This window comes from Stenotrophomonas sp. YJH_SMC_4, assembly GCF_059371575.1.
Window position 1 is genome coordinate 350,400 of record NZ_JCAFUR010000002.1, and the last position, 22,016, is coordinate 372,415.

Consider the following 22,016-nt stretch of genomic DNA (forward strand, 5'->3'; position numbering starts at 1 on the left):
CTGGGATGCGGGTTGCGCCATTTTTCGCAGGGTACCGGCTCCCTAGACTGCGCTCCCCGGAGTTTCACTGAGCGCATTCCAATGACCCCCAACATGCCGTGCACTGCACGGATAGGTGCCCGGCGATGAGTACGCCGGCCGCCGCTGTCCCGGCCGCCGCAGCGCCCCGTCCTGCCGCCGCCCCCGGGCTCGATCGCCGCATTCTGGTCGGCCTGTGTGGCGTGCTGCTGGCGGTGCTGGTGTCGGGCTTCAACGAGAACATCACCAAGGTCGCCCTGGCCGACATCCGTGGCGCGATGGGTTTCAGCGTCGACGACGGCAGCTGGGTCGTCGCCCTCTACAGCGCGATGTCGGTCAGCGCGATGGCCTTCGCACCGTGGTGTGCCGCCACCTTCTCGCTGCGCCGCTTCGCATTGGCGATGATCGGTGGCTTCATGGTGCTGGGCGTGCTGTGCCCGCTTGCCCCGAACCTGCAGGTGTTCCTGCTGCTGCGCGCGCTGCAGGGTCTGTGCGGTGGCGCGCTGCCGCCGCTGCTGATGAGCGTGGCGCTGCGCTTCCTGCCCCCGGGCATCAAGCTGTATGGCCTGGCCGGCTATGCGCTGACGGCGACGTTCGGCCCAAGCATGGGCACGCCGCTGGCCGCGTTCTGGGTCGAGCAGGTGGGCTGGCACTGGGCGTTCTGGCAGATCGTGCCGTACTGCCTGGCCGCCATGGCGATGGTCGGCTGGGGCCTGCCTCAGGACCCGCTGCGGCTGGAACGCTTTGCCCAGTTCGATGGCGTCGGCCTGCTGCTGGGCCTGCCGGCGCTGGTGCTGCTGGTGCTGGGCCTGGTGCAGGGCCCGCGCCTGAACTGGTTCGACTCGCCGATGATCACGCTGATGATCGGTGGCGGTGCCGGCCTGATGGTGCTGTTCATGATCAATGAATGGTTCCATCCGCTGCCGTTCTTCAAGCTGCAGCTGCTGGCCAACCGCAATCTCAGCTACTCGCTGGTGACGCTGGGCGGCGTGCTGTTCGTGCTGCTGGCAGTGATCTCGATCCCGTCCGGGTTCCTGGCCAGCGTGCAGGGCTACCGGCCGCTGCAGACCGCACCGATGCTGCTGTGGGTGGCGCTGCCGCAGGTGATCGCGCTGCCGCTGGTGGCGGCGCTGCTGAACATCCGCGCGGTGGACTGCCGCTGGGTGCAGGCCACGGGCCTGGCGATGCTGGCGCTGGCCTGCTGGCTGGGCTCGCACCTGGACGTGGCCTGGATCCGCGACAACTTCCTGTGGGTGCAGCTGCTGCAGGTGTTCGCGCAACCGATGGCGGTGCTGCCGCTGCTGATGCTGGCCACCGGCGGCCTGGCGCCGCAGGACGGCCCGTTCGCCTCGGCCTGGTTCAACACGGTCAAGGGCTTCGCTGCCGTGCTCGCCGGTGGTGTGCTGGATGCCGTCGCCCAGGGCCGCCGTCATTTCCATTCCACCGTGCTGGTCGACCGCCTTGGCGAGCAACCGTGGCTGGCCGATGGCCCGCAGCTGGGCGCGCGCCTGCATGCACAGGTACAGGCGCTGACTTCGGCCGACCTGTACTGGGTGGTCGCACTGGTGGCGCTGGCCTTCATTCCCCTCATTGCCTGGATGCCCACCCGCATCCATCCGCCACGTGCCGTGGCCTGAACCTTTCGCAGGAACCCCCTCATGACGATCAATCGAACCACCCTCAACACTGGCCTGGGCCTGGGCGTGCTGGCCCTGGCCGTCGGCGCGTGGCTGCTGCTGCGCGATGGCGGCCACCAGACCACCAACAATGCGTACGTGGTGGCCGACTACACCCTGGTAGCGCCGAAGATTCCCGGCTTCGTCAGTGCCGTGGAAGTCGAGGACAACCAGTCGGTGAAGGCCGGTGATGTGCTGGCCCGCATCGACGACCGCGACTACCAGGTCGCCCTGCAGGCGGCCCGTGCCGACCTCGCCAATGCCCGTGCACAGCTGGCCAATGCGCAGGCCGCACTGGCCCAGCAGGACTCGTTGATCGCGCAGGCCAGGGCCAGTGTCGATGTCAGCCGTTCCGAACTGACCCTGGCCAGTGCCGACCAGCAGCGTTACCGCGAACTGGCCCGTGACGGCGCCGGTACCGTGCAGAACGCGCAGCAGGCGCAGTCGAAGCAGGCCGTGGCCAGTGCGCATCTGCAGCAGGGCCAGGCCGCGCTGTCGACCGCACGCCAGCGCACCGACATCCTCAGCGCGGGCGTGCAGGCTGCACAGGCGGCGGTGCAGCGTGCGGAAGCGGCGCAGGCACGCGCCGAACTGGATCTGTCGCACACCGTGCTGCGCGCACCGATCGATGGCATGGTCGGTCGCCGCGCGGTGCGCGTGGGTGCCTACCTGACGCCGGGTACGCCGGTGGCTGCGGTGGTGCCGCTGAAGCGCGCCTTCGTGGTCGCCAACTTCCAGGAAACGCAGATGACCCGCATGCAGGCCGGCCAGCAGGTCGAACTGAAGGTGGACGTATTCCCGGGCACGCCGCTGCGCGGGCACATCGACAGCATTGCACCAGCCACCGGCGTCACCTTTGCTGCCGTCGCACCAGAGAACGCCACCGGCAACTTCACCAAGGTGGTGCAGCGCATTCCGGTGAAGATCGTGCTGGAGCCGGGCCAGCCGCTGCTGGACCAGCTGCGTGCCGGCATGTCGGTGGAAGCCAGCGTTGACCTGGGCAGCCGCGCGCGCGCGCAGAGCGTGCAGCACAGTCCGGGCCACAAGAGCGGGGAGGGCGCATGAGCGCAGTCACCGTGTTCCGCACCTTCGTTGCGGCCAGCCTGTGCACGGCCCTGGCTGCCTGCACGATGGGTCCGGACTTCGTACGCCCGCAGGCGGAACTGCCCAGCCACTGGCAGGGTGAGGCCGTCGCCGGCAACGCCATCGACCAGGACGCGGCCTGGTGGGCCGGTTTCGACGATCCGCTGCTGGGGCAGCTGGCCAACCAGGTGCTGGCGGCCAACCTGGACCTGCAGCTGGCGGCCAACCGCGTGCAGCAGAGCCGTGCTGCACGCGGCATCACCGCCGCCGATCGCCTGCCCAGCGTCAGCGCGAGCGCCAGTGGCGTGCGTGCACGCAACAGCGAGGTGGGCCTGAATGATCCGTCCGGCAACGGCGGCCGTGATGACTACGGGCTGTTCCAGGCCGGTATCGGCCTGAGCTGGGAACTGGACCTGTGGGGCCGCGTGCGGCGCCAGGTGGAAGCGGCCGACGCGCGCGTGCAGATGGCCGAGGAGGATGCACATGCAGTGCGCATCGCGCTGCTGGCGGAAACCGCGCGTGATTATCTGCAGCTGCGCGCGACGCGGCAGCTGCTGGCGATTACCGAGGACAACCTCAGCATCGCCCACGACATCAAACGCCTGACCGAAGCACGCCAACGCCAGGGTGTGGCCAGCACGCTGCAGGTGTCCAGCGCGGCCGCGCAGGTGGCATCGCTGCAGGCACGCATCGCGCCGTTGCAGCATCGCGAATCGCAGCTGCGCAATGCGCTGGCGTTCCTGCTGGCGCAGCCGCCGCAGGCGCTGGACGCGCAGCTGCAGGATGCACGCCGTGACTGGCCGGCGTTGCCGGCCGTAGCGGTGGGGCTGCCCAGTGAACTGGCCGAGCGTCGCCCGGACATCCGTCGTGCCGAAGCGGCACTGCATGCGGCAACGGCAGGCATCGGCGTGGCCAAGGCCAGTTTCCTGCCGCGCATCACCTTGAATGGCGACGCCGGCTTCCAGGCCAAGCAGCTGGATGATCTGGATGGCTGGAACGCGCACCGTTTCAGCATCGGTCCGTCGATCAGCCTGCCGATCTTCCAGGGCGGACGGCTGAAGGCCAATCTCGCGCTGAGCAGGCTGCAGCAGCAACAGTCGGCCCTGCAGTTCCGCCGTACCGTGCTGCAGGCATGGCACGAAGTGGATGACGCCATGGATGGCTACAGTGCCGAGCAGCAGCGCACGGTGCAGCTGCACGTGGCAGTGGATGAGAGCGAGACGGCACTGGGGGCGGCGCGCCGGCAGTACCAGGCCGGCGTGGTCGACATGCTGGACGTGCTGACCACCCAGCGCATCGCACTGGACAACCAGGCCGCGCTGGCCAACAGCCAGGCCACCGCCGCGATCGCGCGTGTAGAGCTGTACCGCGCGCTGGGCGGAGGCTGGTAGTGCCGGCCGCTGGCCGGCACCTTCATGGATGTTGCGGATGCCGGCCAGCGGCCGGCACTACCTCGCGTCGCGGTAGTTGCCAACCAAGGTTGGCAACTACCAGAGCAGGGCCTCAACGCACGTCGCGCAGTTCCCAGTGGCTGCCGGCCAGCAGGCGCAGGCGCTGCTTGAACACGTCACTATCGATGCGGGTGGTGGCGACCAGGTTGATGCGCAGGTCCTTCTGCTCGCCGGTCACGGTGGCGTCCGGATCGGTCACGCCCCACTGCGGTTCCACCGCGTCCGGGTCGGGCTGCTTGGCCTTCCAGCGCTCGAACAGCGTGCCGCTGCGCAGGGCATCCTGCAGCTCTTCGGCGAAACCGGCGGCGCCCTGCGAATGGAAGGACAGGTCAGGGTCGTTGCCGCGGGCCTTGGACGGGTCGGGCAGGCTGATGTGGTACTGCGCAGGCATGGAGTTCTCCTTGAAGTGCGGCAAGACTGGCACAACCGCAGTGGAATCGATGTGCAGATTCCGGCCGTGGCCAGCGCTCATTCGAACCGATGCGGCCCATCGGCGAAGCCTACGGTGACCGCGCCCTTGCCGACGTTGACCATGCCGGTCAGGCTCATCACCGATTCGTACACGGTCACGCCATGGGTGGCGCAGACCTCTTTCAGCTGTGCGTAGCCGGGCAGGGAACGCAGCTCGTCCAGTTCTCCGCCGTAGCTGACGCACACCGTCGGCGTCATCAGTCCGGCACGTACGCGCTGGCCGACCACCGCGAACAGCTTCTGCACGGCATTGTCGAATCCCTTGATCTTGGCCACCGGCCCGGTCTCGCCGCGGTAGCCATGCAGCACCGGCTTGATGTCCAGCGCGCTGCCCAGTGCGGCGCTGAGCAGGCCGACACTGCGGTCGCCCTTGTGCCGTGCGCGCGCACGCATGTAGTACAGGTCACGGGTGACCATGTAGCCGTGCACGTTGCCAGCCAGTTCCTCCAGCCGCTCGCGGATCTGCTGCACGCTGGCGTTGCTCTCGCGCAGGCGCACGGCTTCCACCGCCGTAACCGCCTGCGCCGCGAACAGGTTCTGGGTATCGAGCACGCGCAGCGCGAACGGTGAGTTGTAGCCTGCCGCCTGGCGCACCGGCTTGTAGTCGTTGAGGATGGCGAAGCTGGCCTGCAGCGCGTTGTCATGGATCGGGCTGCGGGTCTTGGTGATGGTCATGCAGAACACGTGGTCGTAATCGATCACCAGCTGCTGCAGGAACAGGTCGCGGATCTGGTTGACACTGAAGGGAATGGTTTCCGCCTCGGCGCCGTGTTCGGCCACGTGCGCGTGCAGGAAGCTCAGGGTGGCCTGCTCATCGCGGTGATCGGCCAGCACGGCTTCGCCGATGCGGACGGTGATCGGCAGCAGCACGATGTTGTGCTCGGCAATGAAGTCCTGCGGCAGGTCGCAGGCCGAGTCGACGACGATTCCGATGCGCATCCGCGGCTCCCCCTCCAGGGCGGTTGTAGGTTCGGAAACGTGAAATCTATCTCAAAACCAGAGCCCGCGCCCGAGGGAAACGCGCCACCCCTGTTCAGCGATCGCGCTGCACCGCCACCGGCAGGCTGTCCAGGCGTTGCCATTCGGGCTGCTGCAGCAGGGCGGGATCGGCCAGCACGGCCGCCATCAGCGGATGGGCGTCGTTGCCCCAGAACAGTTCCTGGTCGATGGCCAGGGTCGGGACCCCGAACACCCCGGCGCCGATTGCGGCCTCGGTGTTGCGCCGCAACTGTTCCTTGACCGCCGGGGCGGCGATGGCGCTGGCGACATCCTCGATGCCCAGCTGCGCACCCGGTTCGCGCAGGGCTTCGGCGCTGTCACCGGCATGGCCGTCGCGCCAGATCCAGTCGAACAGCACGTCCACCGCCTGTGCGCTGGCTCCGGCGGCCAGGCACAGGCGCAGCGCCGACAACGGATTGAACGGATGGCCGGGCGGGAAGCGCATCGGCGTGCCCTCGGCCTGCGCGGTCCATTGCAGCTGGCGGTACATGAAACGGCGCTTGGCCGGAATCTCGGCCGGCCCGAGATTGCCCAGGTGATGCAGCACCGCGCCGAAGGCGATCGGCACGGTCTGGATCTGCGCGAACTGCGGCAACTGTTTGAGCTTCTGCCAGTGCAGGTAGGAGTAGGGCGAGACGAAGTCGAAGTACCAGCGCAGGGTGGCCATGGTGGTGTCCTTCAATGCGGTCAGGGCTGCGCATTGCGCTGCAGGTAGCGATCACGCAGGTCGGTCTGGCGCGAGCGCATCGGCATCGCACGGCCGCCCAGCCAGACCTGTTCGGCATAGTGCGCCACGTCCAGCGGGTCGCCTTCCCACAGCACCAGGTCGGCGTGCTTGCCGGGCTCGATGCTGCCGATCTGGTCGGCCACGCCGAACGCCTGTGCGGGTACCCGGGTCAGCCCGGCCAGACCGTCAGCCCAGGGCAGGCCGTTGGCCACTGCATTGCCAGCCAGCTGGCGCATCTTGCGCGCGTTGTGGGTGGCATCGCCGCGCTGCACGAAAGAAACCGCCACGCCGGCACGCTGCAGGCGCGCGGCGTTTTCCAGGGTGGCACCGAGCTGGTCGAAGCTGGCCGGCAGGTTGGCCAGCACGTCGACGAATACCGGCACGTGCGCAGCGGCCAGCTCCGGCGCGACCTGCCAGGCTTCGCTGGCACCGGCAATGGCGATCTTTACCTTCTCGCGTGTGGCCCAGCGCAGCAGCTGGCGGATGTCCGAGGCACGATCCACCTCCACCACGATGCGGCCCTGGCCGGCCAGGTAGCGACTGAGCGTACGGCGCCCGGCCGGGGTCAACAGCGCGTGCGGCGAATCCACAGCAACCTGGCCGCGTGCTTCGTCGACCATCTGTTGCAGCAGCATCCATTGCGCGGCGCGCGAATGGCCGGTCAGTTCGGAGGCGGCCGCGCCGATGCGCAGGAACAGGGCACGCGGGCCGATCGGGTCGGTGCTGCCGTCCAGCCGCATTACGCCGCCCTGGCCGGCCACGAAACCACCACCAGTGGCTGCCCCCAATGCAGTGAAGCCGATGCCTTCCAGGCGCGTGACCGGAATCAGCACCGAGGCCGGGTTGTAGGCGAGGGTGACGTCGAATTCCGGGCGCAGCGGCTGCTCACCGAGCTTCAACGAACTGTCCACCGTGCTCGATTCACCCGAGACCTCTTCGATGCCGGTTTCGGTGATGCCACCGAACAGGGCCGGGGTCAGCGGCCTGCCATTGGCTTCGACCACGGTCGCCCCGGCCGGCGCGGACAGGCCGGGGCCGACCGCGCGGATGATGCCACCCTGGACCAGCACATCGGCGTTGTGCAGGCTGCCGCGTGCGCTGGCTGTGTGCACCGTTGCGTTGCGCACCAGCAGGTCCTGTGCCTGTGCGGATGCGGAGATGCAGGCCAGCACCATGACAGTAGCGCCGAACCATGCTCGGCTGCCCTTCGCGGCAGACTGCGCCAACTGCTTGAGCACCATCATCAACGCACCTCCTGGCCAAGCTGGAAATCAGAACGCGGCGTCGCTGCCGGTGCACTGCGGTCGTACAACCTGCGGCCATCAATGAAGACCTGCTCGGCCAGCGCGTAGGAACTGAAAGGGTTGCCGTTCCAGACCACCACGTCGGCCATCTTGCCGGCCTCCAGGGTGCCGGTCTGGCCTTCAATGCCCAGCGCCTTGGCGGCGTTGGCGGTCATCCAGGTGATGGCGTGTTCGGGCGTGATCTCCGGCATGCGCGCGCGGCGCGCGGACGCCATCACCTTGGCCGCTTCCTGGTTCAGGCGCTGGATGCCCTCGGGTGAATCGGAGTGGACGATGGCGCAGCTGTTCTTCGGCCGGTCGACCAGCGCGATGTTCTCCGGAATGCCGTCGAAGGCTTCCATCTTGAAGCCCCACCAGTCGGCCCACAGCGCACCGCAGACGCCGTCGGCGGCCAGCCTGTCGGCCAGCTTGTAGGCCTCCACGCCGTGGTGGAAGGCGGCTACCTTGAAGCCGAATTCCTTGGCCAGATCGAGCATGGTGGCCATCTCGTCGGCGCGGTAGCAGTGGATGTGCACGCGGATGTCGCCTTCGATCGCGCCGGCCAGCGTGTCCAGCTTGAGATCGCGCTTGCCGCCGGCATCACCGGCGCTGTCGCCCTTGTCGCTGCCGAACCAGCTCTTGCGCTTTGCCGGCTTGGGCTTGTTCTTGGCGATGTAGTCGGCGGCATCGATGAAGGCGGCACGATAGCCGGCCACGTTGCCCATGCGCGTGGCCGGGGTCACGCCCTTGCCCTCGCCATAGACCCGCTTGGGGTTCTCGCCGCAGGCCATTTTCAGGCCCCACGGCGCACCGGGGAACTTCATCGCCTGGTAGGTGATGGCCGGGACGTTCTTCAGCGTCACGCCGCGGCCACCGACAAGGTTGGCCGAGCCCGGCAGCACCTGCATGCTGGTCACGCCGCCGGCCAGCGCGGTGGCGAAGCCCGGGTCCTGCGGCCACACCGAGTGTTCGGCCCAGACGTTGGCGGTGACCGGTGCGGTCATCTCGTTGCCGTCGCTGTGCGCACCGACACCCGGGCTGGGATACACGCCCAGGTGCGAATGCACGTCGATCAGGCCCGGAGTGACCCACTTGCCCTGTGCATCAATGCGGGTGACGCCCGCATCGGCCTGCAGCTGGCGGCCGACGGCAACGATGCGGCCGTCGCGCAGCAGCACATCGGCGTTGTCCAGGCGCTGGCCGGTACCGGTCAGCACGGTGGCATTCTGGATCAGTACCGGCGCATCGGGATGGGCCTGGTAGGTGCTGGGGTAGGGATCGGCGACAAAGCGCGAGGCGCCCACCGCCGGAGCCGTACTCAATGAAAGCAGCGCCAGGGCCACCCCGGCGCGCAACAACGTCGATGCCATGCAGTTCCCCTTGCAACCTGGTCCAACCGCCGACGCTAGCCCGGTGGCGGCGGGCTTGCCAAGTGACCTTCTTCACAGGACGGTCGACGGCGGCTCGACTGCACCGGCCGGGTGGCCGAAAATACCCGGTCCCCCGCCGTACCGGACCGCCCATGAAAAGCAAGCAGGAAATCGTCGACAACTGGCTGCCCCGGTATACCGGCGTGCCTCTGGACCAGTTCGGCCAGCACATCCTGCTGACCAACTTCGGCGGCTACCTGCATACCTTTTCCGAGCTGACCGGTGCGCCGGTCATCGGCCTGGACCGGCCGATGGCAAGCGCCACGATCGACGGCATCACCATGATCAACTTCGGCATGGGCAGCCCCAATGCCGCGATCATCATGGACCTGCTGTCGGCGGTGATGCCCAAGGCGGTGCTGTTCCTGGGCAAGTGCGGCGGCCTCAAGCGCAAGAACCAGCTGGGCGACCTGGTGCTGCCGATCGCTGCGATCCGTGGCGAGGGTACCTCGGGAGACTACCTGCCGCCGGAAGTGCCGGCGTTGCCGGCGTTCGCGCTGCAGCGTGCGGTCTCGACCATGATCCGCGACCTTGGCCACGACTATTGGACAGGCACCGTCTACACCACCAACCGCCGGGTCTGGGAGCACGACGAGGCCTTCAAGGAGCGGCTGCGGGCGATGCGCTGCATGGCCATCGACATGGAAACCGCCACCGTGTTCGCCGCCGGCTTCGCCAACCACATCCCCAGCGGTGCGCTGCTGCTGGTGTCGGACCAGCCGATGATCCCCGATGGGGTCAAGACCGAAGCCTCCGATGCCAAGGTCAGCTCCCAGTTCGTGGAAAACCATATCCAGATCGGTATCGAGGCGCTTAAGCTTATCCGGCGCAACGGCAAGTCGGTCCGCCACCTGCGCTTCGACGAATGATGATGATGGCCTGGCGCGGCGCGCCGGCCCTGGGGAGTAGGTGATGGACGTTGCCGCGCAAGTGGTGGAATTCTGGAAGGAGGCGGGCCCTGCGAAGTGGTTCGCCCGCGACGACGCGTTCGACGCGCAGTTCCGCCAGTTGTTTCTGGATGAGCATTTCGCCGCCGCTTCGCGCGCGCGCGAACATTGGCTGGGCAGTGCCGAAGGGGCGCTGGCCCTGATGCTGCTGCTCGACCAGTTCCCGCGCAACTGCTTCCGGGGTACTGCCCATTCCTACGCCACCGATGGCCTGGCCCGGCATTACGCCATGCGCGCCATCGAGGAAGGCCTGGACCTGCAGCTGGTGCCGAAGCTGCGCGCCTTCATCTACCTGCCGTTCGAGCACTCCGAGGATCCGCTGGACCAGGACCGCTCGGTGGCGATGTTCGACGTGCTGGGTGACAAGGAATACCTGCAGTACGCCGAACTGCACCGCGACATCATCCGCCGCTTCGGTCGTTTCCCGCATCGCAATGCCGTGCTCGGTCGCTTCCCCACGGCGGAAGAACTGGATTACCTGGCCGAAGGCGGGTTCGCCGGCTAAGAAAAAGGGGACGGAGGGGATTAAGTCGTTTGTGCCATAAACGACTTAATCCCCTCCGTCCCCTTTCTCAGTGCCGATCAGTACTTCGGCACGCCGTTGTCCACCTCTTCCGACCAGGCGTTGATGCCGCCGGTGACGTTGAACACCTTGGTGAAGCCCAGTGCACGGAACTGCTCGGCAGCCTGTGCGCTGCGGCCGCCGTGGTGGCACATGAAGGCCAGTGCGGTGTCCTTGGGCAGGGCCTCCAGCTCCGCACGGCCGTTGCCGTCGAAACTCTTGAACGGCACGCCCACGGCAGCGATCTCGCGCTCCTCGGCCGGGCGCACGTCCACCAGGGTGATGTTGCCGGCACGCACCAGGTCATCGGCATCACGCACGCTGATTTCCTGCACCGGCTTGGGTGCGTTCGGATTGTCGATGGCCAGGCCCTTGCCGCGGATGTCGTCCACCCAGTCGATGGTGATGCCGTTGGCGCGACGCGCGCTGGCCAGGTCGAACTGCACGCGCAGGCCGTTGGACTCGGCAGCGATCGCGCCTTCGTCGTGCGGAGCCAGCTGGAAGTTCGGCTGGAAGCCGGCGTCGATGCTCAGCTGCAGGGCAGCGCCCGGAGCGTCGGCCAGCGCGCCCTTGAGCATTTCCACGGCGGCCGGGGTGACGGTGATGCTCGGCGGGGTGCGGTCCGGTGCGGCCAGGCCCAGCACGCTGCTCAGCTCGCCGCTGGCGGCCATCTGCAGCACGATGTCGCTGCCACCGACCAGTTCGCCGTCGATGTACAGCTGCGGGATGGTCGGCCAGTCGCCGTAGGCCTTGATGCCTTCACGGATTTCCTGGTCGGCCAGCACGTTGACGTGGGCAAACTCGACGCCGAGGTCCTGCAGGGCGCCCACGGCCTTGGCCGAGAAACCGCACTGCGGCATCGACGGCTGGCCCTTCATGAACAGCACGACGCGGTTGGCGTTGAGGATGGATTCGATGCGCGAACGCAGGGCGGGATCGAGGGACATGGACGTCGGGTTTCCGGGAATTCGAATCATCAATTCTACCCCTCATGGCATCATGGGGGATGAGCAACGCAGGAACATTGCATCGCATCCCGACCCGGCCCTGGCGCTGGCTGCCCTGGCTGGTGGCGTCGCAGTTGGCCGTGATCCTGGTATGGGCACTGGCAGGCTGGCACTGGGGCCTGCCGCTGATGGTGGCCAGCCACGCGCTGTTCATGGTGCCGATATTCCTGCCCAACAGCCGCTTCTACGCACCGGTGCTGAGCCGGTTGCCAGAGGCCGGCAACAGCGTCTGGCTGACGATCGATGACGGCCCTGGCCCGGAAACCCGCGCCGTGCTCGACCTGCTGGACCGCCACCAGGCGCGCGCCACCTTCTTCCTGGTGGGGGAACGTGCGCTGGCACAGCCGGAACTGGTGCAGGAGATCCTGCGCCGCGGCCACGACCTGGGCAACCACAGCCACAGCCACCCACAGGCGCGCTTCTGGCGTCTGGGCCCGGCGGCGATGCGGGCCGAGATCGAGGGCTGCCAGCATGCACTGCAGGCCCTGAGCGGGCATCCAGTGCGCTGGTACCGCTCGGTGGTGGGCATGACCAATCCGTTCGTGGCACCGGTGTTGAAGGCGCTGGGCCTGGTGCGCGTGGGCTGGAGTGCCCGGGGCTACGACGGCGTCGGCTGCACGCCGGAGGGCGTGCTGTCGCGGCTGTTGCCTGACCTGCAACCCGGCGCCATCGTGCTGCTGCATGAGGGCGCCGCCCACGGTCACAATCGGGTGATCATCGAACGCGTGCTGCAGGCGCTGGACGAGCGGGGGCTGAAGGCGCGGCTGCCGGTCCTGTAAACCAGGCTTCTGGCCGCTTGGGGCAGCCGGGCGTGGGCTCGCCCCTACAGGAATGGTCGCGAGGCCATCCACGCATGGCGTGGATCTACCGCAACAGCACAGCCGGGCGTGGGTTCGGCCCTACAACGCGGGGCGTTTGGCCACCAGCAGCCAGCTGTTGAAGGGGGTACGCCCGTGCAGCGGCCGGGGTGCGGTCACCTGCAATCCAGCTTCGATAAGCGTTGTCTGCAATACCTGCGGATCGGGGTAGTGGCGCGGTCGCGTGCCCATCCAGCCGATCAGCCAGGCCAGCCGGTCCGCCACCCGCGTGGTGCGGTCGCGGCCATCGCCGGTGGCCAGCGGCGTGCGCAGCAGCAGGCGGCCGCCGTGGGCCACCTGTGCGCTGGCCGCGCGCAGCAGTGCCTGCTGTGGGCCCGCGTCCAGGTACTGCAGCACGTCCAGCAGCAGGACGTGCCCGGCCTGCGCCGGCAGCGGCGCCTGCACATCCACGCAATCGAAGCGCACGTCATGCAGGTCGGCGGCAGCACGCTGCGCGCGGGTGATCTTGCCGGCATCCACGTCCACGCCAAGGTATCGCTGGGTACCGCCGCGCTGGCGCAGTACATGGGCGAACAGGCCCAGCCCGCAGCCCAGGTCCAGCACCGGCTGCCCATCGTCAGGCAGATGCTGCAGCACGCCGTCGTACAGCGGATCGCTGCCGAGCTTGCCGCGGGTGTAGTAGTAGTCGCGGCGGCTGCCCCAGGCCTGCGCCGGGCGGAAGGCCTCGGCAATCAAGCGGGCCTGCGGGGCCGTCAGGGGAGTGCAGGGCAGGGGCGGGCCGTTCCGTGGCGTGCCGTCCATCGCCTCAGTCCGTGCCGCCAAGCAGATGCGCGGCCACCGGAAGGGCGCGTGCGCTCCACAGCGCGTACATCCGCGCCGAAGGGTGCAGGCCATCCTCGGCGATCATCGTCGGGTCTTCGCCCTGTGCGCGGCTGATATCGGTGATGTCGACGAAGGCCACGCCCTGCTGGGTGCTGATCACCTCGGCTGCCGCGTTGAACTCGTCGGTCTCGATCTCGATCGCGGCCAGGTCGCGGCCACTGCCTGCGCCGAACGGGGTCGCGCCCCAATCGGGGAAGGACAGCACCAGCACGCGTCCGGCATCACCGCCAGCGAAGCCGATCGCCCGCTGCAGAAGCACCTGGAACTGGCTGCGGTATTCGTCCAGCGGACGCCCGCGGTACTGGTTGTTGACGCCGATCAGCAGGCTGACGAAATCGAACGGCCCCTGCGGCGCAGCCGCATCGATGCCCGCATCGAGCTCGTCGGTGGTCCAGCCGGTGGTCGCAATGGTCTGCGGATCGGACAGCTCAATGCCCTGCGCACGCAGCGTGGCGGCCAGCTGGTGCGGCCAGCGGCCTTCGACTGCAACCGCTTCACCGATGGTGTACGAATCGCCCAGCGCCAGGTAGGACAGCGCCACGCTCAGGCCACCGAACGGCGCGGCTTCAGCGGCACGACCTTGGTCGCGTCCTCGGCACGTCGCGCCAGCACGCGGTCGATGCGCGCGAACACATCGCGCATCACCGAGGCTTCCGGCATCAAGGTCACGCGGAAATGATGGCGATAGGGCACGTTGAAGCTCGAGCCCGGCACCACCAGCACGCCTTCGTTGTTCATCAGGTCCAGCGCGAAGTTGTGGTCGTCGAAGCCCTTCGCAGCGGCGCCGACCACGGCCGGGAACGCGTACAGCGCGCCGGCCGGTGCGACCAGCGACAGGTGCTCGCTGGCTTCGCAGGCCTCGATCACCGCGCGGCGGGTTTCATACAGGCGGCCGCCCGGCGTGCACAGTTCGGAAATGGTGTCCGGACCGTTCACCGCGGCCTCGATGGCGTACTGGCCCGGCACGTTGGCGCACAGGCGCAGCGCGCCCAACAGGTCCAGTGCCGCGCGGAAGTCACCCAGGCGGGCATCGTCGCCGCTGAGGTGGGCCCAGCCCACGCGCCAGCCGCAGGCGCGGTGCACCTTGCTCAGGCCGCTGAAGGTCAGGCACGGATGATCACCGGCCAGCGGCGCGACCGGCTGGAACACCGCGTCGTCGTACAGGATCTGGTCGTAGATCTCGTCGACCAGCAGCAACAGGTTGTGGCGGCGTGCGATCTCGACCACGCGCTCCAGCAGTTCGCGCGGGTAGCTGGCGCCGCTGGGGTTGTTCGGATTGATCAGCACGATGGCGCGGGTGCGCGAGGACACCAGCGTCTCGATCTCGCTCGGGTCCGGCTGGAAGCCGTTCTCCGGTGCGCAGCGGTAGTACACCGGACGGCCATCGTTGAGGATGGTCGAGGCCGACCACAGCGGGTAGTCGGGCGAGGGCACCAGCACTTCATCGCCCGGGTTGAGCAGCGCACGCAGCGACAGGTCGATCAGCTCGCTGACGCCATTGCCGAGGAAGACACGGTCAGGGTGCGCATCGGGCGCGCCACGACGGGCGTAGTAGCTGGCGATGGCTTCGCGCGCCACCGGCAGGCCCTGCTGGTGCGTGTACGGGTCGGTGCGGCCCATGTCGTCGGCGATCGCACGCTGCAGGTGCTCCGGCGCGCGGAAGCCGAAAGCGCCCGGATTGCCGATGTTGAGCTTGATCAGCTTGCGGCCCTGCGCCTCCAGCTCCCGGGCTCGCCGCGCCAGTTCTCCGCGGATTTCGTAGCGCACTTCGGAAAGGCGCTCGCGGATGGCCAGGGGCTTGGGCGAGTTGGTGGACATGGGAGCTGGGCCGTCAAAAGGCATGGGGCTTCCATCCTACCGGAATTGCTGCAATGCATGGCAAGGGCGCCGGGCCCGTCATTGCTGGGCTGGCAGGGCGCCGGCACAGGTAGAATGGCGGCGATGACCCAGACCCCCGATTTCATCGCCCTGCAGACCATTGGCTGGCCCTGGCCGGGCCCGGCGCAGCAGGCCGACTGGCAGGCCGCGATGGCCGCGCACCCGCAGGCCCGCCCGGCACGGGTGATCGAACAGCACCGCACCCACTACGTGGTGGCCGATGGCCCGGATGCCTCGATCAAGGCCGAGTCGCTGCCCGAATGGCAGCGCCCGCGCTTCCCCAGCCATGAACGGCCCGCAGTGGGCGACTGGGTGCTGCTCGACGGCATCCGCATCGTCGCGCTGCTGCCGCGGCGTACCGCGATCAAGCGCGGTGCGGCAGGCGAGCATTACCACCAGCAGGTGATCGCGGCCAACATCGATACGGTGTTCATCGTCTGCGGGCTGGATGCCGACTTCAACCCGCGCCGCATCGAGCGCTACCTGCTGCTGGTCGGCGGTGGTGGTGCCGAACCGGTGGTGGTGCTGACCAAGGCCGACCAGACCGAGTACAGCGAAGACGCGCTGGCGGTGCTGGAAGAGCTGGAGATGCAGGGTATCGCGCTGCATGCGATCAATGGCCTGGATGCCGACAGCGTGGCGGTGCTGCAACCGTGGCTGGGCCCGGGCCGCACGGTGGTGCTGGTGGGCTCGTCCGGTGCCGGCAAATCGACGCTGACCAACACCCTGCTGGGCGAGCAGCGGATGAAGACCAACGCGGTGCGCGCCAACGATTCGCGCGGACGCCACACCACCACGCACCGCGCACTGATGCCGCTGCCGACCGGCGCCTGCCTGATCGACACCCCCGGCATGCGCGAGCTGAAGCCGACCGGTGAAGAGACGCTGTCCGAAGGCGGCTTCGCCGATATCGAAGCGCTGGCCGCACAGTGCCGTTTCAACGACTGCAAGCACCAGCAGGAACCGGGCTGTGCCGTACGCGCAGCGATCGACGCAGGTGAGATCGAAGAGAGCCGGCTGCTCAATTACTTCAAGCTGAAGGAAGAAGTGGCCGCCGCCGCCGCCAAGCTGGCGGTCCGCCAGGCCGAGACCGCGCAGGAGCGTGGCGGCAAGAAGGGCAAGGGCCAGCAGTTCCGCCCGGCCGGCAAGCCGCGTAGGCGCTGATCGGTACCGCGGGGTCGGATCCCATTGCGCCGCGATGGGCGCTGATCTGCGCAATGCATCCCGCCTCTGCCCGCGCCTGGCAGGTGCAGGAAACCTGCTTCTGGTAGGTGCCAACCTTGGTTGGCACGGACGTGTCCGAAGCCCGCCTTCGGCGGATGCCAACCAAGATTGGCACCTACCAACGCGCGGGCAGGGCGCTATAGTCCGCGCATGGAACCGACTGCGACGCTGGACCGTGAAGTGGCCCACCATGCAGCGCTCGATGCGCGCCTGGTCGAGGCCGTGGGAGGCATCCGCCTGCTGGGCCTGACCAGTTGGCCGGCAACGGTGCAGGCACCGTTCCTGGATAGCGTGGCACGTGGTCAGCCGGTGCTGCCGAAGGTGGATTACCCACGGCTGGACTTCAGCGAAGAACGTCGCGCGCTGGCCGCGATCGCCGCCGACTGCGACGACAGCCACCCACTGGGCCACTACGTGCGACAGTCGGCGCAGAGCTGGGACCTGGCCGCGCAGCTGCTGGAAGGGCTGGGCACCGCGGCGGTCGATACCTGTTCGGTGCAGCTGTTCGGCGCCCCCGAGCAGCCGCTGCCGGGCAGTGGCCCAAGCACGCGCGAAGCGGCGCGTCACTTCATCCAGATTGCTGCCGAACTCGACCACGAACTGCTGGCGCCGGAAGAGCAGGTGCCGGTCTCGGCCATTGCCCTGCAGCTGCAACTGCAGAACGATCTGGATGCCTTCTTCGAATCACGCATCATCCAGGTGCAGCTGGATCCGGAGCTGGTGTCCAAGGCGGCCGCCGGCCCGACCCGTATCCGCCTGCGTACCAGTGCGCGCTTCAGCGCCTACGACCGTGCGCAGCTGTTCCACCATGAAGCGCTGGTGCATTCGCTGACCGCCTTGAATGGCCGCGAACAGCCGGTGCTGCCGAGCCTGGCGTTGTCCTCGCCACGGGTGACGGCAACCCAGGAGGGGCTGGCGACGTTCGCCGAGCAGATCACCGGCAGCATCGACATCGAGCGCCTGAAGCGCATCAGCCTGCGTACCGAGGCGATTGCGATGGCGCGCGAAGGTGCTGATTTCATCGAGGTGTTCCGCTACTTCTGCGATGCCGGGCAGAACGCGGAAGAGAGCTTCGCTTCGGCACAGCGCGTGTTCCGTGGCGTGCCGCCCAATGGCGGCCTGGCGTTCACCAAGGACACGGTGTATCTGCGCGGCCTGGTGTCGGTGCACACCTTCTTCCGCCACATGCTGGCCGAGGACCGCCTGCAGGTCTGCCGCTGGTTGTTCGCCGGCAAGATGAGCCTGGCCGATGCGATCGCGTTCGCGCCGCTGTTCGAGGCGGGGGTGTTGAAGCCGCCGCGCTGGCTGCCGCATTGGGTGAGCCGGGCGAACGGCCTGGCTGGCATGCTGGCGTTCTCGCTGTTCGCCAACCGGATACGGATGGACCAGCTGGCGCCGGAATGAAAGGCGTTGGCGGGATGATGCGCTGGCGCCTCGATTGATGTCGCTGGGCGGCGGTGGGGCACCCTGGCCAGGACACGCCGTAAACCCATCCATGGGGGCTCGATCGGCGCATCCATGCGCCTCACGGTCCTGGCCAGGGTGCCCCACCGCCGCCAGACATTTTCCCGCGCGGGCGGCAGCACATCACCGCGCCGAAGGGATTGCGCTTGAAAAGCAAAGAGCCGGGCAATGCCCGGCTCTTTGCTTTTTGCTCTTCTTTGCCTTCCGCACCGTGGCGCGGGAAACCGTCGAGCAGGGTCGGATGGGCCGGCGCAGGACCGTTGGCGCCATGGATGGCGCCATCGAGCCCCCATGGATGGGTTTACGGCGTGTCCTGCGCCGGCCCATCCGGCCCTGCCCCGCGACGATAATCAAGACGCCGCGGGGCAACGCTTTCGACTTAGAACTCCGCCGCCACCGTCATGAACAGCTGCCGCGGCGCGCTCGCATGGATCGCATAACGCGTGCCCTTCGGATCAGTCGGTGCGAACGAACTCAGCTGGCCGGCATAGCGCTTGTTGGTCAGGTTGGTCGCGTTCAACGAAACCCGCACGTTGCGCAGGCCCAGGCCCGGGCCGAAGTCGTAGCCCGCACCAGCGTCGAAGGTGGTCACGCCCGGCACCGACTGGTCGTTGGTGTAGGTGTAGTAGCGCTTGCCGGTGTACTTGGCACGCAGGCTGGCGAAGAAGCCGTCACGATTCCAGCTGATCTCACTGGAGGCCATGCGCTGCGGCGTATCCACCGTGATCTTGCCGGCCACCGGAACGATGGCGCCGCCCGAGGTGTAGTCATCCTCGTAGGTGGTCTTGTTCCAGGACAGCGCGTTGTACCACTGCAGGCCGTCGATCGGCTTGAGGATGAAGGTCAGTTCCGCGCCGTAGCTCTTCACCGAACCGACGTTGATGAAGCGCGTCACGCACTCCGGACGCGTGCCGACTTCGATGCTCGAGCACGGGTTCAACGACAGCAGGCGGTTGTCGAACTTGACGTTGTATGCGGCGATCGAGGCCTGGTACTTCTCGCCGAAGGTACGGAAGCCGGCTTCCAGGCTCTTGGACTTCTCCGGCTCCAGGCCAGCGCTGGCCGCGAACGATTCCGGCGACACCTGCAGCGGGCCGCCGCTGCCACCGCCGACGAAGGCGGCGATGTTTTCGGCGTACGAGGCGAACAGCTCGTTGTTGGCATTGAGCTTGAAGCCCAGGCCCACCTGCGGCAGCACCGATTCCTTGGCGGTCAGCGTGCCCGAGGCGATGCTGGTTTCCACGCCCGGCTGGGCGGTGGCACGCATGCGGGTGTTCGGGCTCTTGATGCCCACGTCCACGGTCAGGCGCTGGTCCAGGAAGCGCATGCGGTCCTGCACGTAGAACTGGCGCGTGCGGATGTCGAAGTCCTGGTTGAACAGCAGGCGATCAGGGTTCTTCAGGTACAGGTCGTCCAGGAACGGGCCACTGATGTAGTAGAAGTTGCGCGAGACGTTGTGGTCGTTCTGCTCGTACCACAGGCCGGCTTCCAGTTCGTGGATGCCCACCGTCCACGACAGCGCGGCGGTCAGGCCGTCGCGGTTGATCGTGTAGTTGGTGCTGCGGATCGAGATCGGCAGCATCCTGTCGGTGCCCGGGTAGGACGGCTGGCCCGGTGCCCACCAGTGGCCCTGGCCACGGTTGTCGTGGTGATAGGCCAGCAGCTTCAGGCGGCCCTGCTCGCCCAGGCGCAGGTCGGCATCGACCGAATAGAGATTGTCGTCACGCAGTGCGCGGCTCTGGTAGTAGGCATCGTCGATGCTGCGGACATTGCCGCTGTACTTGCACTTCAAAGCATTGAAGGTGCCCGGCGCGCAGTACGCAGCGGCCACGGCGCGATCCCAGTCCGGCGCGTAGATGTTCCAATCCCAGCCCAGGCCACGCGCCAGCATGTCCTTGGACAGGTAGGCGTAGTTGGCCTGGCTGGCGCGCGAGGTGGCCACGAACGCACCGAAGCGGTGGTCGCCGACATTCCACACTGCCTTGGCGTTGAACTGGCGGGTGGTCTGGTTCTGGTAGGGCGCGGCCCACATGTCCTGGTCCTGGTGCACGCCGGACACATAGGCCGAGAAGCCGTTGATGTCACCGGTATCCACGCGCAGGTAGCCACGGCGCTGGCTGTTGTCGCCGACGGTGACGCTGGCGCGGCCACCGAACTCGGTGGACGGGTCCATCGAGAAGTACTGGATGGTGCCGCCCAGGTTGCTGGTCGAGGCCACGCCCAGCGAACCGATGCCCTGCGACAGCTCGGCACCGGCCAGGTTCTCGGCGATGATGGCGCGGGCGATGCTCAGGCCGTTGTAGTTGCCGTAGCTGTTGTCGCCCAGCGGGATGCCGTCCAGCGTGTAGCCGAGGCGGCTCTTGTCGAAGCCGCGCAGGCTGATGGTCTGCGATTCTTCGTTGGCGCCGAAGGCATCGTTGGACTGCACCGACACGCCCGGCAGGCGGTCGAGGATCTTCTGGCCGCTGGTGCCCGGCGGCAGCACCTGCTTGTCGACGGTGGTGATGCGCTGCACCTGGCGGGTCTCGCCCTGGCCGATCACGGAGACGGTATCCAGCGTCTGCGCGCTCTGCGCGCTCAGCGCGGCATCGGTGCTGGCGCCGGTATCGGCGGCGGTGGCGGCATGGGCGCTGGTGGCGGCGGAGAGGGCGATCGCCACGGCGATCGTCAGGTGTCGGGTCTGCATGGTGGTCCGTTGCATTGGGGGTGGTCACCGGCACGCGTGCGCGGTGCATGGCCACTATGCGAACGGAACATGAAACCTTCTTTACGAAAAACCAACGAACGATGCAGGGCAGTGGTGCGTGCTCTGCAACATGTTCGTCATGGTGGTAGGCCGGTGGGAATCAGAAGCGCTCCCCAGGCCAGCTCAATTTGAGCTGGTCCATGCAGTCACGGTCATGCTCGGAGAATGAGAACCCGATCTGGATGCCGTTCACTACTGTGCCGAACACCGTCGACTCGTTCAGGCTATGCCCTGACGGCACGGAAAGGACATTGAAGTCGGGGTAGCGACGACCCATCTGCTTTCGCGAGATGCAGGCGCCGCTCAGCCGCAGCGTAATGCCTTTGATGATTCGCCCCGACGCGTCGGTGTAGATCTGGCCAGAGGGCCCCTTGATCCTCCCAGCGACCGCGAATGGCGCCAGATCGATGGTGGCGCTGTCGCCCCGGCCCATTCTTGCTTCCGAACGCGAGCCGGCCGGAGCCAGGGGTGATAGCTGCGCGACAAGGTCAGAGCGTGACAGCTGCAAGGACCAGCGCTCCACGAGCCGCCAGGTTGCATCCGCCTCTTCCGCAGTGGCAGCGGACGTGGCTGCTGTTGCAGAACCGGCAACCAACAGGCTCAGGATCAGAAGAAGTTCAGGGACGGGCTGCGATCGCTTCATCGTAGATTCTTCCGTAGAAGTCGTTGTAGTTCTCGCCGGTGGTTGAAGTTACGTTGTTGTCGCAGAACAGCTTACCTACCTGCCGGTCCAGGTCTTCACCGCCGGCATCGGCCTGTGCGATGAGGCCAGGACCGTTGGACGCAGCTACGCCGATGTCGTAGTACCCCAGGCTGGTCACCAGAAGCTCACTGCGCGCGGTGAGGTTGTTGAGTACCGCTTTCCCCTCCATGGTGCAGAAGTGCTGGATGAACGCACCTCGGGTGCTCAGGGCGATACCTTCGAAATACAGTGCGTGTCCCACTTCATGGGCAATGGCTGCGATCCGGAAGTAATAGCCTGCAATGTCGGAGGAATCGCAGTCGAAGGACTGGATGTAGATCCGGATGGGATCGCGATTGGTATAGGACGCGGGAGCCCAGGCGAAGGTCCACTCCGGATGGCCGGTGATCTGCGCGTCGAGCGTGGGCGCGCGTGGGATCAGCCAGTCGGGGCAGCCCAGGCCCGTGATCACCCGCATAGGCGGGGGCTCCGCGCGGGTCGGTGTCGCCAGCAGCGTAGTGGCGACCACGAGAAGCGCAATCAGCAATGCACGCATGCCAACCTCCTTGATCCGCGATTCCAGCCGTTCATCCATCGGGCTCGGCGAGCGCTGGCAGGTATAGCAGCGTTCTGCCGATGTATCGGGAAGTGCGTCTCAGAAATGCAGA

The 22,016-nt window shown here is 67.4% G+C and carries 20 protein-coding genes; 8 read left to right on the top strand and 12 right to left on the bottom strand.

Annotated elements, in window-relative coordinates; translation table 11 throughout:
- Positions 1 to 125 precede the first annotated feature (125 nt).
- The 3 genes from AC5P9F_RS05110 to AC5P9F_RS05120 are packed head-to-tail and all read left to right on the top strand — an operon-like array spanning position 126 to position 4,168.
- Entirely contained in the window at positions 126 to 1,655 is a 1,530-nt protein-coding gene (locus tag AC5P9F_RS05110; RefSeq protein WP_033835214.1) for an MFS transporter, read from the top strand.
- Positions 1,656 to 1,676: 21 nt separating this feature from the next.
- Positions 1,677 to 2,759, top strand: a complete 1,083-nt coding sequence (locus AC5P9F_RS05115; RefSeq protein ID WP_043034034.1) for an HlyD family secretion protein — start codon at positions 1,677 to 1,679, stop codon at positions 2,757 to 2,759.
- Complete coding sequence (locus tag AC5P9F_RS05120; RefSeq protein ID WP_049459661.1) at positions 2,756 to 4,168, top strand: efflux transporter outer membrane subunit; 1,413 nt, start codon at positions 2,756 to 2,758, stop codon at positions 4,166 to 4,168. The genes AC5P9F_RS05115 and AC5P9F_RS05120 overlap by 4 nt, the downstream gene beginning before the upstream one ends.
- 112 nt (positions 4,169 to 4,280) lie before the next feature.
- Here AC5P9F_RS05120 and AC5P9F_RS05125 read toward each other — a convergent pair whose 3' ends face one another.
- The 5 genes from AC5P9F_RS05125 to AC5P9F_RS05145 form a co-directional block, all read right to left on the bottom strand.
- A complete protein-coding gene (locus AC5P9F_RS05125; protein WP_005414449.1) occupies positions 4,281 to 4,619 on the bottom strand; it encodes a hypothetical protein in 339 nt (112 codons plus the stop codon).
- A gap of 77 nt (positions 4,620 to 4,696) precedes the next feature.
- Entirely contained in the window at positions 4,697 to 5,638 is a 942-nt protein-coding gene (locus AC5P9F_RS05130) for a DegV family protein (RefSeq protein ID WP_012481234.1), read from the bottom strand.
- Positions 5,639 to 5,732: 94 nt separating this feature from the next.
- Complete coding sequence (locus tag AC5P9F_RS05135; protein ID WP_005414448.1) at positions 5,733 to 6,365, bottom strand: 2-hydroxychromene-2-carboxylate isomerase; 633 nt, start codon at positions 6,363 to 6,365, stop codon at positions 5,733 to 5,735.
- A gap of 20 nt (positions 6,366 to 6,385) precedes the next feature.
- Positions 6,386 to 7,669 carry an amidohydrolase family protein gene (locus AC5P9F_RS05140; RefSeq protein WP_164225515.1) on the bottom strand — a complete coding sequence of 428 codons (1,284 nt, stop codon included), beginning with the start codon at positions 7,667 to 7,669 and terminating at the stop codon, positions 6,386 to 6,388.
- Positions 7,669 to 9,078, bottom strand: coding sequence for an amidohydrolase (locus tag AC5P9F_RS05145; RefSeq protein WP_005410994.1), 1,410 nt, complete (start codon positions 9,076 to 9,078; stop codon positions 7,669 to 7,671). Before AC5P9F_RS05145 ends, AC5P9F_RS05140 begins: the two co-directional genes overlap by 1 nt.
- Positions 9,079 to 9,230: 152 nt before the next feature.
- Here AC5P9F_RS05145 and AC5P9F_RS05150 point away from each other — a divergent pair, with 152 nt between their 5' ends.
- Both AC5P9F_RS05150 and AC5P9F_RS05155 read left to right on the top strand, forming a co-directional pair.
- Positions 9,231 to 10,007, top strand: a complete 777-nt coding sequence (locus AC5P9F_RS05150; RefSeq protein WP_005414446.1) for an AMP nucleosidase — start codon at positions 9,231 to 9,233, stop codon at positions 10,005 to 10,007.
- 43 nt (positions 10,008 to 10,050) lie between these two features.
- Complete coding sequence (locus tag AC5P9F_RS05155) at positions 10,051 to 10,590, top strand: DUF924 family protein (protein WP_005410992.1); 540 nt, start codon at positions 10,051 to 10,053, stop codon at positions 10,588 to 10,590.
- Positions 10,591 to 10,667: 77 nt separating this feature from the next.
- Here AC5P9F_RS05155 and grxD read toward each other — a convergent pair whose 3' ends face one another.
- Positions 10,668 to 11,594 (bottom strand): Grx4 family monothiol glutaredoxin, encoded by a 927-nt coding sequence (grxD, locus tag AC5P9F_RS05160; RefSeq protein ID WP_033835209.1) that lies wholly within the window; start codon positions 11,592 to 11,594, stop codon positions 10,668 to 10,670.
- 59 nt (positions 11,595 to 11,653) lie between these two features.
- Between grxD and AC5P9F_RS05165 the strand changes: the two genes are divergently transcribed.
- Positions 11,654 to 12,433, top strand: coding sequence for a polysaccharide deacetylase family protein (locus tag AC5P9F_RS05165; protein ID WP_049396506.1), 780 nt, complete (start codon positions 11,654 to 11,656; stop codon positions 12,431 to 12,433).
- Positions 12,434 to 12,553: 120 nt separating this feature from the next.
- On the opposite strand, the gene AC5P9F_RS05170 is transcribed toward AC5P9F_RS05165, so the two are convergent.
- From AC5P9F_RS05170 to AC5P9F_RS05180, 3 genes are read right to left on the bottom strand one after another with little or no spacing between them, the layout of a single operon-like run.
- Complete coding sequence (locus AC5P9F_RS05170; protein WP_005410989.1) at positions 12,554 to 13,273, bottom strand: class I SAM-dependent methyltransferase; 720 nt, start codon at positions 13,271 to 13,273, stop codon at positions 12,554 to 12,556.
- 4 nt (positions 13,274 to 13,277) lie between these two features.
- On the bottom strand, positions 13,278 to 13,895 hold the full coding sequence (locus tag AC5P9F_RS05175; protein WP_033835206.1) for an SGNH/GDSL hydrolase family protein: 618 nt from the start codon (positions 13,893 to 13,895) through the stop codon (positions 13,278 to 13,280).
- Between the two features lie 2 nt (positions 13,896 to 13,897).
- Positions 13,898 to 15,172 (bottom strand): pyridoxal phosphate-dependent aminotransferase, encoded by a 1,275-nt coding sequence (locus AC5P9F_RS05180; protein ID WP_005414441.1) that lies wholly within the window; start codon positions 15,170 to 15,172, stop codon positions 13,898 to 13,900.
- Between the two features lie 114 nt (positions 15,173 to 15,286).
- Here AC5P9F_RS05180 and rsgA point away from each other — a divergent pair, with 114 nt between their 5' ends.
- Both rsgA and AC5P9F_RS05190 read left to right on the top strand, forming a co-directional pair.
- Positions 15,287 to 16,396, top strand: a complete 1,110-nt coding sequence (gene rsgA, locus AC5P9F_RS05185) for a ribosome small subunit-dependent GTPase A (protein WP_032965961.1) — start codon at positions 15,287 to 15,289, stop codon at positions 16,394 to 16,396.
- Between the two features lie 210 nt (positions 16,397 to 16,606).
- Entirely contained in the window at positions 16,607 to 17,860 is a 1,254-nt protein-coding gene (locus tag AC5P9F_RS05190) for a flavohemoglobin expression-modulating QEGLA motif protein (protein ID WP_164225512.1), read from the top strand.
- Positions 17,861 to 18,299: 439 nt separating this feature from the next.
- Here AC5P9F_RS05190 and AC5P9F_RS05195 read toward each other — a convergent pair whose 3' ends face one another.
- The 3 genes from AC5P9F_RS05195 to AC5P9F_RS05205 form a co-directional block, all read right to left on the bottom strand.
- On the bottom strand, positions 18,300 to 20,606 hold the full coding sequence (locus AC5P9F_RS05195) for a TonB-dependent receptor (RefSeq protein ID WP_164225511.1): 2,307 nt from the start codon (positions 20,604 to 20,606) through the stop codon (positions 18,300 to 18,302).
- Positions 20,607 to 20,766: 160 nt separating this feature from the next.
- Positions 20,767 to 21,309 carry a hypothetical protein gene (locus AC5P9F_RS05200; RefSeq protein ID WP_164225510.1) on the bottom strand — a complete coding sequence of 181 codons (543 nt, stop codon included), beginning with the start codon at positions 21,307 to 21,309 and terminating at the stop codon, positions 20,767 to 20,769.
- Positions 21,284 to 21,904, bottom strand: a complete 621-nt coding sequence (locus AC5P9F_RS05205) for a hypothetical protein (RefSeq protein ID WP_227860177.1) — start codon at positions 21,902 to 21,904, stop codon at positions 21,284 to 21,286. Before AC5P9F_RS05205 ends, AC5P9F_RS05200 begins: the two co-directional genes overlap by 26 nt.
- Positions 21,905 to 22,016: the final 112 nt, after the last annotated feature.